At 54.3% G+C, this 17,513-nt stretch carries 14 protein-coding genes; 5 read left to right on the top strand and 9 right to left on the bottom strand.

The annotated features are described in order from the left end of the window. Positions 1 to 16 precede the first annotated feature (16 nt). Positions 17 to 2,668 carry a parallel beta-helix domain-containing protein gene (locus K0I63_RS12470; RefSeq protein WP_220081244.1) on the bottom strand — a complete coding sequence of 884 codons (2,652 nt, stop codon included), beginning with the start codon at positions 2,666 to 2,668 and terminating at the stop codon, positions 17 to 19. Positions 2,669 to 3,249: 581 nt separating this feature from the next. Further along, positions 3,250 to 3,843: an arylesterase gene (locus tag K0I63_RS12465; protein WP_258406863.1), complete on the bottom strand. Its 594-nt coding sequence runs from the start codon at positions 3,841 to 3,843 to the stop codon at positions 3,250 to 3,252. A gap of 34 nt (positions 3,844 to 3,877) precedes the next feature. Here K0I63_RS12465 and K0I63_RS12460 point away from each other — a divergent pair, with 34 nt between their 5' ends. Continuing rightward, positions 3,878 to 4,618, top strand: coding sequence for an ABC transporter ATP-binding protein (locus K0I63_RS12460; protein ID WP_220081243.1), 741 nt, complete (start codon positions 3,878 to 3,880; stop codon positions 4,616 to 4,618). Continuing rightward, the gene (locus K0I63_RS12455; RefSeq protein ID WP_220081242.1) at positions 4,618 to 7,068 is read left to right on the top strand and encodes an ABC transporter permease; all 2,451 of its coding nucleotides are present in this window, start codon (positions 4,618 to 4,620) and stop codon (positions 7,066 to 7,068) included. The genes K0I63_RS12460 and K0I63_RS12455 overlap by 1 nt, the downstream gene beginning before the upstream one ends. A 120-nt stretch (positions 7,069 to 7,188) precedes the next feature. On the opposite strand, the gene K0I63_RS12450 is transcribed toward K0I63_RS12455, so the two are convergent. Continuing rightward, a complete protein-coding gene (locus K0I63_RS12450) occupies positions 7,189 to 8,118 on the bottom strand; it encodes a TIGR01777 family oxidoreductase (RefSeq protein ID WP_220081241.1) in 930 nt (309 codons plus the stop codon). 96 nt (positions 8,119 to 8,214) lie between these two features. Then, positions 8,215 to 8,580 (bottom strand): dihydroneopterin triphosphate 2'-epimerase, encoded by a 366-nt coding sequence (folX, locus tag K0I63_RS12445; protein ID WP_011866196.1) that lies wholly within the window; start codon positions 8,578 to 8,580, stop codon positions 8,215 to 8,217. A 75-nt stretch (positions 8,581 to 8,655) separates the two neighbouring features. Here folX and K0I63_RS12440 point away from each other — a divergent pair, with 75 nt between their 5' ends. After that, the gene (locus tag K0I63_RS12440; RefSeq protein WP_220081240.1) at positions 8,656 to 9,807 is read left to right on the top strand and encodes an AI-2E family transporter; all 1,152 of its coding nucleotides are present in this window, start codon (positions 8,656 to 8,658) and stop codon (positions 9,805 to 9,807) included. 63 nt (positions 9,808 to 9,870) lie between these two features. Then, a complete protein-coding gene (locus K0I63_RS12435) occupies positions 9,871 to 10,794 on the top strand; it encodes a class I SAM-dependent methyltransferase (RefSeq protein ID WP_220081239.1) in 924 nt (307 codons plus the stop codon). A gap of 88 nt (positions 10,795 to 10,882) precedes the next feature. Here K0I63_RS12435 and K0I63_RS12430 read toward each other — a convergent pair whose 3' ends face one another. From K0I63_RS12430 to ackA, 4 genes are all read right to left on the bottom strand, one after another. Continuing rightward, positions 10,883 to 11,107, bottom strand: coding sequence for a hypothetical protein (locus K0I63_RS12430; RefSeq protein WP_011866193.1), 225 nt, complete (start codon positions 11,105 to 11,107; stop codon positions 10,883 to 10,885). 761 nt (positions 11,108 to 11,868) lie between these two features. Beyond that, positions 11,869 to 12,300 (bottom strand): hypothetical protein, encoded by a 432-nt coding sequence (locus tag K0I63_RS12425; protein ID WP_011866192.1) that lies wholly within the window; start codon positions 12,298 to 12,300, stop codon positions 11,869 to 11,871. Positions 12,301 to 12,627: 327 nt separating this feature from the next. After that, the gene (gene pta / locus K0I63_RS12420; protein ID WP_011866191.1) at positions 12,628 to 14,766 is read right to left on the bottom strand and encodes a phosphate acetyltransferase; all 2,139 of its coding nucleotides are present in this window, start codon (positions 14,764 to 14,766) and stop codon (positions 12,628 to 12,630) included. Positions 14,767 to 14,862: 96 nt separating this feature from the next. Further along, complete coding sequence (gene ackA, locus K0I63_RS12415; RefSeq protein ID WP_220081238.1) at positions 14,863 to 16,059, bottom strand: acetate kinase; 1,197 nt, start codon at positions 16,057 to 16,059, stop codon at positions 14,863 to 14,865. Positions 16,060 to 16,254: 195 nt separating this feature from the next. Between ackA and yfbV the strand changes: the two genes are divergently transcribed. Continuing rightward, positions 16,255 to 16,698, top strand: a complete 444-nt coding sequence (gene yfbV, locus K0I63_RS12410; protein WP_011866189.1) for a terminus macrodomain insulation protein YfbV — start codon at positions 16,255 to 16,257, stop codon at positions 16,696 to 16,698. Positions 16,699 to 16,704: 6 nt separating this feature from the next. On the opposite strand, the gene pflA is transcribed toward yfbV, so the two are convergent. Further along, positions 16,705 to 17,445 carry a pyruvate formate lyase 1-activating protein gene (gene pflA / locus K0I63_RS12405; RefSeq protein ID WP_220060451.1) on the bottom strand — a complete coding sequence of 247 codons (741 nt, stop codon included), beginning with the start codon at positions 17,443 to 17,445 and terminating at the stop codon, positions 16,705 to 16,707. Positions 17,446 to 17,513 lie beyond the last annotated feature (68 nt).

Raw genomic sequence — 17,513 nt, 5'->3', positions numbered from 1 at the left:
GGCCCTTGGGTTGGGATTATTGAGAGCAGGTGGCCAGCGGTAATCGCTTGATCCACTCGGCAATCAAGGCCGAGCCTTCGGTGTGGGACAAGCTGCGACCTATCTCAGGCATGCGATCGCCAGGTGTCGTGCTATCCATGCGGAAGTGCAGGATAGAGGTCTCGCTCGAGCCCGGCACCACGTCGTAGCTCAGCGAGCCACCGCCATAGGCGATTGGCGACTTACAGGTACCGTGAGAATAGCCGCTGTCCTCCTCGTAGGTACGCCAGTACTCCAGTTTCAGGCCTGTGTTAGAGGCGTTGCCTTCTGGGCGGTGACAGTGAGCGCAGTTGATATCCAGGTAGCCCTTGGCGGTTTGCATCAGCTCGGCATCTGTCATGGCTGCCACCTTGGCCTCATCGCCATCGTGGAAGGCGGGCACTGTGGGGATGCTTGCCGTGTCTGGCACGCCCTGCAAGATACCGGCGGCCTGCCACTTCATCAGCTGATTCATGGTGCCGTCGCTATAGGCATAGTCCTTGTTCAGATGGCGCGCCTTAGGGCCTATGGGCACGAATACCGCGTTACTTGCATCATCACTCTTAAACTGATGACACTGCTTACACTGGTTCATGCTGGGGACCACATAGTCGAAGTCCAGCGTCTTGCCGTTGTGAACCACCTGTTTGGCCTGGATAGCGCCGGCCTTGGCCAGCACGGCATCTGTCTGCTCTGCGTTAAACACATAGGGTAGGGCCGACCAGCCGGTGGCGCGCTTAATCAACAGTCGGGTCTCGACCAGTGTCTCGTTGGCCACGCCGCGCTTGCTGGTGTCGCTTGGTAGGGCGAAGGTCTTAGTGATCACAGTACCGACGGGGAAGTCCATGCTCTCGTTGGCCGAGTAGTTGGCCACCTTGCCCTCAGGCACGAAGACGAAGCGATACTTGCTGGCATAGTCGGTAAACAGCTGAGTGTTGAGATCGTAAGGAATACCGCCTGAGTTCGCCCCAGTGCTCGGATCTTTAGTATCGGCAAACAGCTGATAGTCTGAGAGGTTCGGGCAGTTGGCGCCCAGCAGGGCATCCCAATTTACGCCTGGTGTTGTGGTGCTACACAGGCTCAGGTCACCATCGCCCACCAGGCCGCCTTCACCTTCGCCTATGGTGCCGCCGCCACCGACCAGGTTGCCGCCGTCACAGCCCTCGACATCGTCATCCACGCCGCAGCCGAAGATCTGATCGCCAAAGGTGACAGTATGCACGGGCAAACTGACCTGGGCACAGTTCATGATCTTATCCTGGGTCTTCTCATAGAGGACGTCGGCGATGCTGATATCTGTGTTGTTGTTGGCATAGAGACGACCGAAGGAGACATCGCCGTTATCGCGGGCACAGATGTTGTCGCTGCCATCATCGGCAAAAGGCAACTCCTTAAGCCCCAGATAGGCGGCGGTGCCGTTGTTGGAGAGCATCTCGCCCAAGCCATCGTAGAGGATCCCAGGGAAGGCGCCGTGGCTCAGCAGGTAGGCCTTGATGATATCTTCAATCAGATAGCCATTAGGCTTCTTGCCATAGTCTGTGATGACGTTGTCATGCAGATAGATGTTGCGTGGTGTCGGGCGCCAGCCATCTTCTATGGGCTGGCCCGGCTGGCCATAGTTGCCTACAAAGCTGGTCATATCCGGTTCGGCGATGAAGAAGCTGGAGACGGTCACCCCTAATGTGTCGTGGCCGGTGATCTCGTTGTTGAAGATCTCCACATCGTTAGTGGAGAGGATGATCACCCCTGTGCCTGGCGGCACGATATGTACCCCGGCAGGGTTAGAGGAGGCGTTGGCGAAGTTAGGGGTGTTGTTGTTATACACCTTGTTGTTGAAGATACGCACGCTGGAGCCATATCTGTGGTTGTTGATCGGCAGATCGAATACCAGGATGCCGCCCGTGTTGCCCATGGCTTCGTTGTCGTAGACGTCGGCGTATTTAGAGTTTTCAATCTCGATACCGGCGACGTTTTCCTTGGCGATGTTACGGCGAACCACTATGTACTCAGACTGACCCACATAGATACCGGCATCGGCGCTGCCGCGCACATAGGTGTCTTCGATGAGGATGTTTTCACACTCCACCGGATAGAGGCCGTAGGCGCCGTTATCTTCATCCAGCGCACCTTCCCATACGGTGGCCAGGCGTCTCAAGATGATGCCGTTGGTGTTTTTCAGCTTGATGCCGTTGTTCTTGGCCTCATTGACCGAGAGGTCCTGGATAGTGATGTTAACGGCGTTCTGCACGAAGATACCATCGCCGGTGATCGACTCAGAGAAGTCCAGTACAGTCTCTTCCATGCCGTAGCCCATGATGGTGATGTTCTTGGCATAGGCACCGTCACCGTCCACGTCACCGTCAAACAGCAGGGTCGACTCTATCTTAAAGTGTCCCTTAGGCAGCACGATCACATCATTGCTCTGGGCGTTGATCAGGGCTTCCTGAATGCGGGTGGTCAGGTTCTCACCATCTTCGATGATGATGGCACCGACCGGAAAGCTTGGGCCGGGATCCGTTGGTGTTGTGGTAACAGGTGGTGTCTCGACGTTAGGGGTATCTTCATCATCTGAGGAACAGGCGGTGATGGACAGGGCCACTGCACTGGCCACTAGACTTGGGAGCAGCCACGAAGGCATCTTGTTGAACATAGTATCTCCTACTTATTGTTATTATTCCCACTCTAGATTGCACTGGCGTACTAGATAAGCAATGTGAAATCCGGCCAACAAACTTTTAACATCCGTAACAATCAGTGGCTTAGTACATTTATTAAACAGGTGTTTGAGATAAAATTGATGGAAAACAGTGAGGTGTGTAATTTATCAAACGGTAAAATTTGCCACACTCAACTGGTAGGAGGAGTTGATTTTAGCATTCAAGCCTGATAGGGAGCCTAAACCGTTAGCCTTGGGGCCGTTGTTTGGGGCTGTTGCTTGGGGCATCGGGCATGGGGCATGGGGCTTGGGGGCATAGGCGGAAGCCGCTTGCGGTAAATCGCGGCGAGGCACAGATAGGCAGAGGCGTAAGAATTAGAACGGGCTTGAGCAAGCATGGATTAGAGCAAGCAAGGCTTGGGGAGATATCTGGTTGCAGGTTGGTGCACAACAGGAAGGGGAAGGCCAAGTGTATAATTAGGGGGAGCTGTCAGCACTCGGCGTAATAGCTATGCCCCCAGGCGAACAGATCAGCATACCGGGATAGTCTGCCCAAATGCGTGCCCGAGGTGATCCTATTCACTCGGTTGCTGCGTATCGATAAGCCAGGGGCGGATAAAGCTGACGATCTGTGGCTGTGCCTGCTCGTTGGGGTGTATGCCGTCGGCCTGCATCAGCTCGGGATGAATGGCTATATTTGTCATAAAGAAGGGCACTAAGGTTACCCTTTGCTCGCTCGATAGCTCCTGATAGACCTGGGTAAATTGTTTGGCGTAACGAGGGCCATAGTTGGGCGGCACCATCACCTCGCTGAGCAGCACCTCGGCGCCTGAGTCCTTGGCGAGCAGTATCATTTTTGTAAGATTATTTTTCAATTGCTTAGGCGAAAATCCGCGCAGGCCATCGTTGCCGCCGAGCTCGATAAAGACCCGCTTGGCCTTGGTCGAGTCAAGCAGGGCGGGCAGTCGGCGCAGACCGCCCGCCGAGGTCTCGCCGCTCACCGAGCCGTTGATGATGGTGACCTCGGGGGATTGCTTCTGCAAAAGATGTACCCAGCCCTTGTCTTGTTCCATGCCGTAGCTTGCGCTTAGGCTATCACCTAAGATCAATATCGGGTTAGCATGGGCCTGGGGGATCAAGAATAAGACAAGCAGGCAAGTGGCTTGCACCAAACGGCTTAAGCGACGAAGCGAGAAGGAATTTATGTTAGAAAATAGTGCTATCAAGGTCAGTGATCTCTATAAATCGGTAACTACCCAAGAGGGAGAGCTTACTATCCTCAATGGCATCAATCTGGATGTCAAGTCGGGGGAGAGTGTGGCGATTCTTGGCCCCTCGGGTTCGGGTAAGTCGACCCTGCTCGGCCTGCTGGCCGCGCTCGATTCGCCCACCAAGGGGGAGATAGTCCTCGATGGCGTGACCCTCAATGGTTTGGATGAGGAAGGCAAGGCCGCGCTGCGTAAACAGAAAGTCAGCTTCATCTTTCAGTCTTTCATGCTGGTCGATACCCTCAACGCCCTGGAGAACGTCATGCTACCGGCCGAGCTGTCGGGGATCAGTAATGCCAAGCAGAAGGCGCAGCAGATGCTGGAGCGAGTGGGACTTAGCCACAGACTCAACCATTTCCCCAATCAGCTTTCTGGCGGCGAGCAGCAGCGCGTCGCCATCGCCAGGGCCTTCATCTGTGAGCCTAAGGTGCTGTTTGCCGACGAGCCGACGGGTAACCTGGATGGCGCCAACAGCGACCGGGTGGCGGACATGCTGTTTGAGCTCAACCGCGAGAGCGACACTACCTTGGTGCTGGTGACCCATGATCTCCAGCTGGCCAATCGTTGTCAGCGCCGCCTGAACATGCAGGCGGGGCAGTTGAGTGAGGTGATGAGAGAAACTGACAACAGCGGCGAGCAAGAGATGGCCCGTTCGAGCGCAGCGGAGGCGAGTTAATGGAGTCTCGCATCGCATGGAAGTTGTTTAAACGAGAGCTGTTGCAGGGACAGCTGTTACTCATCATATTGGCGATCACCCTGGCGGTCTTGTCGGTATCAGGCCTAGCGCGGGTGAGCGAGCGCCTGCAGCTGGCCATTAATGGCCAGGCCTCTAAATTTATCGCCGCCGATCGCATCATCAATTCGCCGGTTCCCCTGGATGACAAGATCTTAGCCAAGGCCGATGCGCTGGGGCTCAGACACGTTGCCAGCATGCAGTTTAACTCCATGGCTTATGCAGGTGATGCCTTTCAGCTGGTGACGGTAAGGGCGGTTGGCGACGATTACCCCTTAAAAGGCGTGATAGAGCTGAGTGATGGCCCGACCGATAAGCTGCCCAAAGCGGATCAGCTCTGGTACGAGACCCGCCTGGGTGGGATCTTGGGTTACCCTAAGCAGCTCGAGCTAGGCAATGCCAACTTCAGCCTCAGCGCCGAGATAGCCAGGCTGCCCGATGCGGGCTTTAACCCCTTCGCCTCATCGCCTGTGGTGCTGATGCGACTTAAAGATGTGCCCAAGACTGGGGTGATTCAACCTGGCAGTCGGGTGAGCTATATCCATCAGTTCGCTGGAGAGGCTGACCAGCTCAAGGCTTTCGAGGCCGAAGTTAAGCCGCTGCTTAACAACAGTCAGCGCTGGGTCGATGTGCAGTCGGGGGACTCTCCCATCGCCGGTGCGGTCAAACGGGCCGAGCGCTTCTTGCTGCTCGCCAGCCTGCTGGGGATAGCGCTTGCCTGCGCCGCCATAGGGATCGCCGCCCAGCGTTACTGTCAGCGCCATTTTGACGTGGTGGCTATGCTTAAGACCTTCGGCGCTTCCAGCCGTCAGATCCGTATTCTCTTTGGCCTGCATCTGCTGTTGGTCACCCTTGCGGGTATCGCGTTGGGGCTTATTGGTGGTTTTCTGCTCGATACGCTGATCAGCGCCTATCTGCCAGCCTCGATCTCGGCGTACTCGCCGCCGCTGTTTAGACCTATCGCCTTAGGGGTCGCCACCGGGCTTATCTCGGCCTTCATGTTCTCGGCCTACCCACTGATGAGGCTGTTGGCCATTCCGCCCCTTAGGGTGTTGCAGCGCCAGCTAGAGGGAATTCAGCTGGGGATGTGGCTGCACCTGGTGCTTAGTCTGTCGGCGATGGCACTGCTGGGGTATCTCTATTCACAGAGTCTGGTACTTACCTTGACTGTGGTTGCTGCCGTGATGCTGCTCGGCGTCTTGCTGAGTCTGTTTGGTTTCTTGTTGATCCGCGCCGGTCACAGCGTAGGCATGAAGACCACCAATCCTATGCAGCTGGCCTTGGCGGGGCTCAGACGCCGCGCCAGGCAAAACGCGGTGCAGCTGGTGGGCTTTAGCAGCGCCCTGGTGTTGCTGCTGACCATCATAGCGCTTAGGCAAGACCTGCTCGATGAGTGGCATAAACAGCTGCCCGAGCAGTCGCCCAACTATTTCCTGGTGAACATAGCGCCCGAGGAGCAGGCGCCGCTGGAGGCCTATTTTAGTGACAATCGCGTCAAGGCAACCGATATCTATCCAGTGATCCGCGGCCGTCTGGTGGCGATCAATGGCGAGAAGTTGATCTCTGCCGAGCAGGCAGATGAGGGGGCCCAAGGCCGAGTAGGGATTTCCCGTGAGCTGAATCTGACCTGGCGTACCTCGCTGCCACCCAATAACGAGCTGCTGTCGGGTCACTTTAACCAAAAGGCCGATGAGGTGTCGGTGGAGTCCGGCGTCGCCGAGCGCCTCGGTATCGGGCTCGGGGATGAGCTGAGCTATGTTATCGATAACCAGCCGCTGACCGTCAAGGTGGCCAGCATCCGCGCCGTACACTGGGAGACGATGCAGCCAAACTTCTTCATGATCTTCCACCCCGACGCCTTAGCGCCCTTTGCCTATACCTCAATGGCCAGCTTCTATCTGGACGACAGCAAGCGACCTATGGTGATCGAGTTGATCAAACGCTTCCCCACGGTATCCATCATAGATGTCGGCGCCATGGTGAAGCAGCTTAGGCAGATCATCGACCAGGTCTCTCTGTCGCTGACCCTGGTGCTGGTACTGGTCCTGCTGGCCAGCAGCCTGGTGATGATAGCGCAGACCGAGGCGGGGATGGCGACACGTCAGCGCGAGCTAGCGGTGCTGCGCACCTTCGGCGCCTCTGGCTGGTTGCTGCGCATGGCCACCGCACTGGAGTTTGCCCTGCTAGGGCTTATCGCCGGCCTGTTGGCCGCCATAGTCGCCGAGTTCACCATCTACCTGCTGAAGACCCAGGTGTTTGAGCTAGTGGTCTATATGCATTGGGACTGGTGGCTGTTGGCACCGCTTGCCGGCGCGGCCATCGTCGCCCTGCTGGGCACTTGGCGTTGTCGTCAGCTATTGCAGAAGTCCTGTCGACAACTCTTGCAAGGCTAACGGGAAGTAAAAGAGCAGAGCGGCGCGAGTGGTTAGCGCGCCGCTAGTTCAAAGTTCAAAGTTCAAGGCTCAAGGCTCAAGGCTCAAGGTTTAAGCCTTTAAGGCTCGAGGGGTAAGACTTTAGCTTGTGGAGGCGCCAAATAGATTTGTCAGCGCGTCATCCAGATGAGTGTAGTGAAAACTAAAGCCCGCCTGGGTTAGCCGATCGGGGTAGACATATTGGCCTTCCAGCAAGAGCTGGGACATCTCACCTAGGGCTAGGCTTAGGACAGGGGCAGGCATAGGCAGCAGGGTGGGGCGGCTCAGGGCTGTGCCCAAAGAGTTGGTAAATTCGCGATTGCTGACCGGGTTAGGAGCGGTGGCGTTATAGATCCCCTGGCACTGATCGTTATTTAACAGAAACAGTATGATGGCGATAAGATCTTCTCTGTGGAGCCAGCTCATCCCCTGTTTGCCGGACCCCACCACGCCGCCGGCGCCTAGTTTAAAGGGCAGCAACATCTTCTTCAGCGCGCCGCCGTTTAAACCGAGCACCAGGCCGATACGAATCACACAGACCCGGGTCAGCGCTTGGCATTGCAGGGCTAACTCTTCCCATTTGGCGCAGACGCTATGGGGGAATTTCTCCTCCTTGCCTGTGTCTTTGAAGTGGGCGAGGTCGAAACTTTCATCCAGATGAACCTGCTTGTCATGATCGCCATAGATGCCGATGGCAGAGCCACTGATGAAGACCTTAGGCGGCGTCTTGCTCGCCTCGAAGAGTTTGGCCAGACGCGCAGTGGTATCCCAGCGACTGTCGCAGATCTTCTGCTTTACCTCCAGGCTCCAGCGCTTATCGGCAATGGGTTCACCCGCCAGGTTGATGACGGCATCGAAGCCGTCGAGATTGGCTAGGGCGCCAAGGTTACCCAGTAACTTGTGTTGGTTACCAAGGGTGAGGTGGGCCTTACCGGCCGAACGGGTGAGTAAGGTGAGTTGATGTTCGCCTTCCAAGGCCTTCACTAAGGCCTTGCCTATGAATCCAGTTCCGCCGGTGATCAAAATCCGCATGCCGACTCCAATTTTTTAGGGGATATCAAAAATATACACCATAGCGAGGGATTCGGATCACTTTTAGGCTGCTGATATTGAGGGGATGGGTGAGGCTTAGCCCTTCTGGTAGCAGAGCTGCATCGAGACAGAATCGGCAAACCTCAGGGCATGGGGCTTGTCTATCTCGACCGAGGCAAAATCGACCCATTCATGATCGCTGGCAATGCTTAACACCTGATCCGTGAGGTGTTCGAGCAGTGAGAAGCGATTGTTTTCAACTAAAGCAATGATTTTTTTCGTTATCGTGCGATAATTCAGGGCGTCTTGCATGTTGTCGCTGTTACGGGCCTTAGCGGCGCAGTAATGGATTTCTGCGTTGATGGTGACGTCCTGTTTGTTGTTGATCTCATCTTCCTTGATGCCAATGTAAGTGCGAAGACGAAGATTTTTAATTCGAATGATGGCGATTTCTGGTTTCATGATCGTAATTTTTCTTGTGTAAGATTTAAGTTAAGCCTATCAATATTATGGGTAATTCAGAAGGACTTTATTTAGATGACTCGATTTGATAATCAGGGGGTCGCGTTTAAAGGCTTTGCCATCATGGCGTTTATCGTCGTGATTTTGGCAGGGATAAAAGCCGCCAGCCCTATCGTGGTTCCCTTTGTGTTGTCGGCCTTTATTGCGGTGATCTGCAACCCGGCCATCAACGGCATGACTCGGCTCAAGCTGCCCCGCGCATTGGCGGTGGCCATCATGATGGTGTTTATCGTGCTGATGGGGCTCTGGCTGGCCTCCTTGGTGGGGAGCTCAATCAACGAATTTTCCCGTCAGTTGCCCCTATATAGAGATCAGCTGGTGGAGCAGTTTGCCTGGGTGTTGACCAAGTTACAGGCGCTGAATATCGAGGTCTCCAAGGAGCAGATCTTGGCCTATTTCGACCCGGGTATTGCGCTGTCGATGACCACTAACATGTTGTCCAGTGTCGGCGGCGTGATGGCTAACCTGTTTCTGATCATACTAACCGTAGTGTTTATGTTGTTTGAGGCCCAGGACTTGCCCAAGAAGCTGCATTTCGCGCTGGACGATCCTGACATGCGCATCAAGCAGATAGACAAATTCCTGCAGTCGGTTAACCAATATATGGTGATCAAGACGTTGGTGAGCGTGGGGACCGGCGTGGTGGTCGGGACGGGGTTGGCGCTGATGGGCGTCGATTACGCCTTGCTCTGGGCCGTTGTCGCCTTCTTGTTTAATTATATTCCCAACATAGGCTCTATCATCGCCGCGATTCCGCCTGTGCTGCTGGCCTTTATTCAACTCGGCCCTGCGGGGGCGGGGGGCACGGCGCTGCTCTATCTGGCGACCAATACCGTGATGGGGAATATCGTCGAGCCTAAATATATGGGGCGCGGCCTGGGACTCTCGACCCTGGTGGTGTTCCTCTCCTTGATCTTCTGGGGCTGGCTGTTGGGCTCTGTGGGCATGTTGCTCTCTGTGCCGCTGACCATGATCGTCAAGATAGCGCTAGAGTCGAGTCAAAGTGGCGGTTGGCTGGCCATCTTACTGGCCGATCGCGTCGATGAGACTATGGTTAATGCCGAGGTACAGGTTAACGCCGATGCACAGGTTAACGCCGATGCTCAGGTAAGTGGCAAGGCCAGCAAGCAAACCGACGCCGGCGAACAAGCCGACGTGGAAAAGTAGTTCATTATTCGATAAAGCAAATAGCATTAGTTAAAGCATAAAGTAATAGGTAAATAGCGTTAGATGGAGTCATTTAAGCAAGCAATACAGCAGGTGCAATTCTCTGACGAGGCCGAGCGGCTGTTCCATGGCCGTGGTGGTCGTTATGAGGGCGCCGAGCATCTGTGTCTCGACTGGTTTCCCCCTGTGCTTCTGCTCACCAGTTTCAAAGAGATCGATGAGGCGGCGCTTGAGGAGTTGACTCAGGCGATTCAGGCGCGTTGGAGAGAAGAGCAGGGAGAGCAGGGCTTTAACCTGGTATTCCAGCACAGATGCGCTGGGCAGACCCAGACCCATCTGCTATATGGTGAGGTGCCCGAGCCACATCTGGTGAGTGAAAACGGGGCGCGTTTTCAGATCCATCTGCTGCGCGGGCAAAACCACGGCCTGTTTCTCGATATGCGCGCCGGGCGCGCCTGGGTGAAGGCTAATGCCGCCCAGGCCAATGTGCTCAACCTGTTTGCCTATACTTGCGGCTTCTCTGTGATGGCGCTGCAGGGCGGTGCGGATCAGGTGGTTAATATCGACATGAGCAAGGGGGCGTTAGCCATAGGCAAACAGAACCATCTGCTCAACGAGTTGCCCCATGGTGCACGCTTCCTGGGGCACGATATCTTCAAGTCTTGGGGCAAGCTAACCAAGATGGGGCCTTATGATCTCATCATCGCCGATCCGCCGAGTAATCAGCGCGGCAGCTTCGTGGCGACGAAGGATTATGCGCGCCTGCTGCGCCGCCTGCCTCAGTTATTGGCGCCGCAAGGCGAAGTCCTGCTGTGTCTCAATGCGCCGGAGCTGGATATCGATTTTCTCAAACAGCAGGTGGCAGAGCAGAGTCCGACGCTGGAGTTTGTCGAGCAGCTGGCTAATCCCGAGGTGTTTCTAGATAAAGATCCCGACAAGGCCTTGAAGGTGCTGCGCTATCGTCAGCGCCAAGCAGAATCAGAATAGGCTTTAAGGGCTAATGAGCCGTGCTCATGGCTAGCACCATTCAGCCATGAGCCTCTAGTTAGTAGGGGTTGATTTAGTAGCGTTAGAGTTAGTAGCGGTAGAGTTCCTGAATCAGGGATTGACCGTGAGATTCGATGACCTGGGCTATCTGTTGGTGGTCCAGGTTTTTTAACGCCGAAATTTCGTTGAACAGTTTCTCTTGTACGTCGAAGGGCATGGACATTGAGTCCATGAACAGGTGGATAGATAAGGTGTCTCCCTGCGTAAACAGGTCGGCTAGCCTTTGGGCCTCAAATTCGATCAGCGTGTTCATTGCATCACCTCACTCCTGCTTGCGCAAACGATTCGCTATTAATTAATTGATAGCAGTTCTCATTTGAGTCATTAGATCGTTTTATTGTAAAGAAAATGTTTTTTAGTTTTCGTAGCAGTAAAAAAATGAAAGACTTTCACCCTGATCATTGAATATTGACACTTTTAGGCATTTATTTGCTAAATGTGGCCACAATACTGAAAGTTTTCTGTAAGTCCCACTTTTTTAGTGTTACACTAGCGTCCATGAGTTAGCAGATAGTTGCAGCTTATACCCAAGGCAAAATGCACCAATAAAAAAGCATGCCTGTACCCTACACAAAAATCTGGAGTCGTTATGGAAGCCCGTGAATACGAAAGCGCTTATTACCAAGTACAAGATGAAGTAATTGAGTCATTACCCGTTGAGATGGATGACGAAGCGTTTTTGGATTAAGGAAATATCCAAACTGAATTTTCACTTAGGTGCCGAGTCTGACTAGGTGCGTTAAGGTGAGAGTCTTCAGACAGAAAGAGCAGCCCTAGGGCTGCTCTTTTTTGTGGTTGTGACGCTAATTGTTTTGCCGCTTTATGGACGACACCATAGGCCGTGTTTTTTGAAGGCTCGGCCTCTAAGCTCGATCTCTAAAGCTAGGCCTCCAAAGCTAGGCCTATATAGCTAGAACTCTGGTATCGGGCACTCCGATTGAGACAAGCGCTTATTGATATTAGCGCTTGAAGAGTCTAACGCATGAAGAGACTAACGCATGAAGAGTCCAGCGCTTAGTTGAGGTTGCCTTTCTCCGGCAGAATTTCCACTATCACCCAGCGTTTATTCACCTTGTGCAGGCGTATGGTGCGATCGTCTATCCAAGGTTGGCCACCCTTGAGCCCTGTCATCTTGACGATCACCGTGACATCTTTGGTAAATTTGCGGAAGAAGTCGATATCTATCTCTTCGATCTCCAGGGTCACATCGCGCATGGAGAGGTTTAACACGTGGCGCTGCACCGAGGCGGCGATATAGTAGTGCGACAACACCTTCTGCATCGGCTCATCGACAAACTGCTTGGCCTTCTCGACATCTCTGTCGACATAGATGGCACGAAAGAATCCTAATGAGACCTGCTCAGGTGTCATGACGCCCGACACGGTTTCCGAGTCTGGGCTGCAGGCCGTTAAGAATAAAATGAAGATAAAGAGTAATTTTTTCATAGGGTTTAATCGAAAGGCTTTGACCTAGTATCGCGATTCTCTAAAGTCTTGGCAAGCGGGGCGCGTCAGTCGAAAGTACTTGACTCTTAGGAGCTGGGCTGGCATATCTGAATGAACAAATTGTTACGGTTATCCACAGAATCTGTGGACAAGTATGTTGAAGAGTCGATGCATAACTCTTAAGTGACTGAACTTAATTGGTAAATTTTTGTGGTCATTTTTTGACGCATTGTGCATCTCTGAATATTTTTTAATCTTGCCAAACCGTTTGAGAATAAAAAAAGCCTGCCTCGTGACAGGCTTTTTCGATCTTATGGCGAGTACAGATTAGTTCTGTGAGGCTTGAATCGCCGTTAGGGCGATGGTGTAGACGATGTCGTCGACCAGGGCGCCACGAGACAGATCGTTAACCGGCTTACGCATACCCTGCAGCATAGGGCCGATACTGATCAAGTCCGCACTACGCTGAACCGCTTTGTAGGTGGTGTTACCTGTGTTCAGATCTGGGAAGACGAACACGGTTGCCTGACCGGCCACTGGGCTGTTAGGCGCCTTAGATTGAGCCACGTTTGGCATCACGGCGGCGTCGTATTGCAGTGGGCCGTCGATCACCAGCTCAGGGCGTTTTTCCTTGGCGATACGGGTTGCTTCACGCACCTTATCAACGTCCGAACCTGTGCCTGAGCTACCGGTTGAGTAGCTGATCATGGCAACCTTAGGCTCGATGCCGAAGGCCGCGGCGCTGTCGGCCGACTGAATGGCGATATCTGCCAGCTGCTCGGCGTTTGGATCTGGGTTGATGGCACAGTCACCATAAACCAGTACCTGATCCGGCATCAGCATGAAGAAGATAGAGGAAACTAGGCTAGAACCAGGCGCCGTCTTGATCAGCTGTAGTGGCGGACGTATGGTGTTGGCCGTGGTGTTTACCGCACCAGAGACGATACCGTCTACTTCACCCTGTGCCAGCATCATGGTACCCAGTACCATGTTGTCTTCCAGTTGCTCTCGGGCGACCACTTCTGTCATGCCTTTGTGGCGACGCAGTTCAACCATAGGTGCAACATAGCGCTCACGAGCGGTTTCAGGCTCGATGATTTCTACGCCTTCGCCCAGAGTTACCCCCTGCTGGCTGGCGATACGCTGGATCTCTTCAGGGTTACCAATCAGCACACAGCGGGCGATGCCACGTTCGGCGCAGATGGCGGCCGCTTCGATGGTTCTTGGTTCGTCACCCTCAGGCAGAACCACTGTCTTGGCCGCGGCGCGGGCAAGCTCGGTGAGCTTGTAGCGGAACGCTGGTGGCGACAGTCTGTGCTCACGCGGTGAGTTCATGGTGACGCTTTCTACCCAGCTTTGATCGATGTGGCTGGCAACATATTCCTGCACCTCTTCGATACGCACGGCATCATCCACAGGCACCTCATGGTCGAAGCGCTGGATGTTGAGCGAGGTCTGCCAGGTGTTGGTGTCGATCAAGAATACCGGTAGGCCTGTCTCGAAGGCTTGCTCACACAGGGCCATGATCTCAGGCTCTGGCTCGTAGCTACCTGTCAGCAGCAGTGCACCCACCTTAACGCCGTTCATCGCCGCCAGACAGGCAGAGACGATCACATCAGAGCGGTCGCCCGACGTAACCAGCAGAGAGTCTGTCTTGATGTGGGTCACCATGTTAGGAATACTGCGGGCGCAGAAGGTGACCTTGCGCAGACGACGGGTATTCATCTCACCGGCGTTGATGATGCGGGCACTCAAGTGCTTGGCCAAATCTGAGGCGCGTGGCGCGACCAGATTCAGGTTGTATGGCACGCTACCTAGGATACGCAGCTTGCTCTTGCCAGGAAGCTGGAACATGCTGGCGGCGTCTGGACGCTGTACATCCTGGTGATCGAACACTTCTGACAGATCCGGGCGGGCGCGGCCTTCATCGTCTACCGGGGCACCAATCTTATTGATGATGGCGCCGATGAGGCGTTTGTTCTTGCTGCCACCCCAGGCGTTATGGGCGATCTCGAGACGGTTCATCAAGGCGGTCGGGGTTTCGTTACCCGGCGCGGCGACGAAGATGATGTCAGCATCCAGTGCCTTGGCGATCTCATAGTTGATGTCGTCTGAGAAAGGGTGGTTGCGGGTCTGCACCAGACCTTCGACGATCAGGGTCTCGCTTGGATCGGCGCACTCGGTGGCGCGGGCAATGATCTGCTCCATCAGGACATCAGTCTGATCGGTGCGGATCAAGTGCTCGGCGTGAGCCATGTCGAAGGGCTCGAGCGGGTTTACCGTCGGCGACTTGCTAAGGATGGTGGTCGAACGCTCAGGACCCTTATCGGTTGGGCGCTGCTGGGCGATAGGCTTGAAGAATCTCACCTTTACCCCGTGGCGCTCCAGTGCGCGTACCATGCCTAGACTGATAGAGGTCAGGCCGACGCCGGTACCATTGGGGATGAGCATAATATTGCGAGACATAGTTACCTCTTATGCCCCGGCCAGACATACGGCCGGGTCTTGTCAAAATTGGTGGCGGCGTTTGGCGCCGCGATAGCATTTACTGCTTCGATAACATTACTTTAGCAGTGAAACGGCGTCTTCGGCGATCACCCACTCTTCGTTGGTTGGGATCACCATGGCAACTGGGCCATTATCTGTGGTGATCTGACCCTGGTTACCAAAGCGTGCCGCCTGGTTACGCGCTGGATCCACTTCGAAGTTGAAGATAGCGAGCAGGTTAAGCACCTTCTCACGGATAAGATCTGAGTTCTCACCGATACCGCCGGTGAATACCAAGGCGTCCAGACGACCCAGTGGCACAGTGTAAGAGGCGATATATTTGGCCAGACGGTAGCAGAAGATCTCAAGCGCCAGCGTCGCGCCCTTGTGGCCTTCGGCGTAGCCTTCTTCGATGCCGCGACAATCGTTAGTCAGCTCAGAGATGCCCAGCAGACCGCTCTGCTTGTTCATCAGGTTGTTGACTTCATCTAAGGTGTAACCCAGACGATCTACCAGGTGGTAGATGATAGATGGGTCGATGTCACCACAGCGGGTACCCATGACCAGACCTTCGAGCGGTGTCAGACCCATAGAGGTATCGACACTCTTACCGCCTTTAACCGCGGTGACAGACGCGCCGTTACCCAGGTGGGCACAGATGACGTTGGTGTCGGCTAACTCTTTACCCAGCGCCTTGGCGGCTTCGCGGCTCACAAACAGGTGGCTGGTACCATGCATGCCGTAGCGGCGAATGCCGTGCTCGCGATAGAGCTTGTAGGGCAGGGCATACACGAAGGCGCGCTCTGGCATGGTTTGGTGGAAGGCGGTGTCAAACACGGCTACCTGTGGCAGGTTAGGGAAAGAGGCCTGGGCGGCGCGAATACCGATAAGGTGCGCAGGGTTGTGTAGTGGTGCCAGGGCGGCACAATCTTCGATACCCGCGATCACGCTGTCATCGATCACCACAGAGTGGGTGAACTTCTCACCACCGTGAACAACGCGGTGACCGATTGCCTGGATCTGGGCGGCGACGTCAGGATACTGGCCCAGAATCTCTTTAACGATAAACTCGACCGCCTCGCGGTGAGCCGTGAAGGCGCCTAGCTTAGACTCGAATTTGTTGCCATCGACTTTCCACTTGATGCGTGAATCTTCCAGACCAAAGCACTCTGCTAGACCTGAGATCTGGTCGTCACCCGTAAGCGCGTCGATAATGGCGAACTTCAGTGATGAGCTGCCGCAGTTTAGTACCAAAACCAGTTTGTTAGACATGTTTAAAACCTTTTGCAAAGTGAGTGAATGACTGGCATTCACCAAAATTAAATGACCACAAAGCCTAGGGCCGGTGTCGCTTTAAATTCTCATTCCTGAGATTAAGATTCGGTCTTTGCCAAGGCGATGCCGCTTGGGGCTGACGCTCGCCTTGTGCTATGGTAAAGACAGTCTCTTAAGTGTTAGGTGTCATCATTGACTGTTCAAGTGTTAAAAACCTTAGGGGTCGGTCGTCGCTATATGAAGACCTGGCCTATGGTTAGACAACTTAGTTTTTATTTTCCAGAGTATCGCGTGATCCGCGCGACGGCTCTGGCGATTCGCTTGATGCCTCTGCTGGCCCTGCTGGCCGGCGGCAGTCAACTCTATCTGTATGGCTGGGCCTGGTTACCTCAGGCTATCACCATCGCCTTATTCTTTATCAGCTTGCCTATTCAAGGCTTGCTTTGGCTCGGTTGGCGCGCCAAGCATCCGCTGCCACTTTCTCTGCTGGATTGGGGCAATAATCTGTCCGCCAAGCTCCAGGGGATGGGGGTGGCCTGTCCCCCGCTAGGTGCCAGTGCCTGTTATCTTGACATGGCGGTCATCTTGAAGATGGCCTTCGAGCGTCTCGATAAGCACTACTGGGAAGCGCTCTAACCTTTGTTAGTACACGGCAGTTATGCCGGCTTCCACAAACACCTGTTTAATCTGTTCCATGGTTTCGCGAGATGGGGGAGAGATATCCTTGAGGGTGTACTCTTCGCCCATGGCTTCCCATTTGTGTTTTCCTAGCTCGTGGTAGGGCAGCAGTTCTACCTTCTCCACGTTGGTCATAGGTTTAATAAATTCTGCCAAGCCTTTTGCCGAAGCAATATCATCGGTATAGCCGCCCACGACCACATAGCGTATCCACACTTTTTGTTGGCGTTTTTGGAGATACTGGGCAAATTGCAGCGTGCGATGATTGCTGACATGGGTTAAGGCGATGTGTTGGTCGTCGTCGATATGTTTGATATCGAGCAGCACCAAGTCTGTGTTATCGAGGAGTTCATCGATAACTGGGGTGTATTTACGGACGAAGCCGTTGGTGTCTAGGCAGGTGTGTATCCCTTGCGCTTTGCAGGCCTTGAACAGGGCCGCGACAAATTCGGCTTGCAGTATGGCTTCGCCGCCACTGGCGGTGACGCCTCCGCCGCTGGACTCGAGAAAAGGTCGATAGCTGATGATCTGTTCCATCAGCTCGTCGACCTCGATTTCACGTCCACCGTGAAGATCCCAGGTATCACGATTATGGCAGTATTGGCAGCGCATCAAACAGCCTTGCATAAAGGTGATAAACCGAATGCCGGGACCGTCAACTGTGCCAAAGGATTCCAGTGAGTGAATCCGCCCTTTTACTGTCATTGTGACTCCGAAAACTTCAATTAAAGTAGGCTGTGCTAAATTAGTGCACAGCCTAGCTTATATTCACC

Origin of the sequence: Shewanella rhizosphaerae (assembly GCF_019457655.1) — a bacterium.
GTDB classification, from domain to species: domain Bacteria; phylum Pseudomonadota; class Gammaproteobacteria; order Enterobacterales; family Shewanellaceae; genus Shewanella; species Shewanella loihica.
This window is presented reverse-complemented; position numbering and strand designations above follow the sequence as displayed.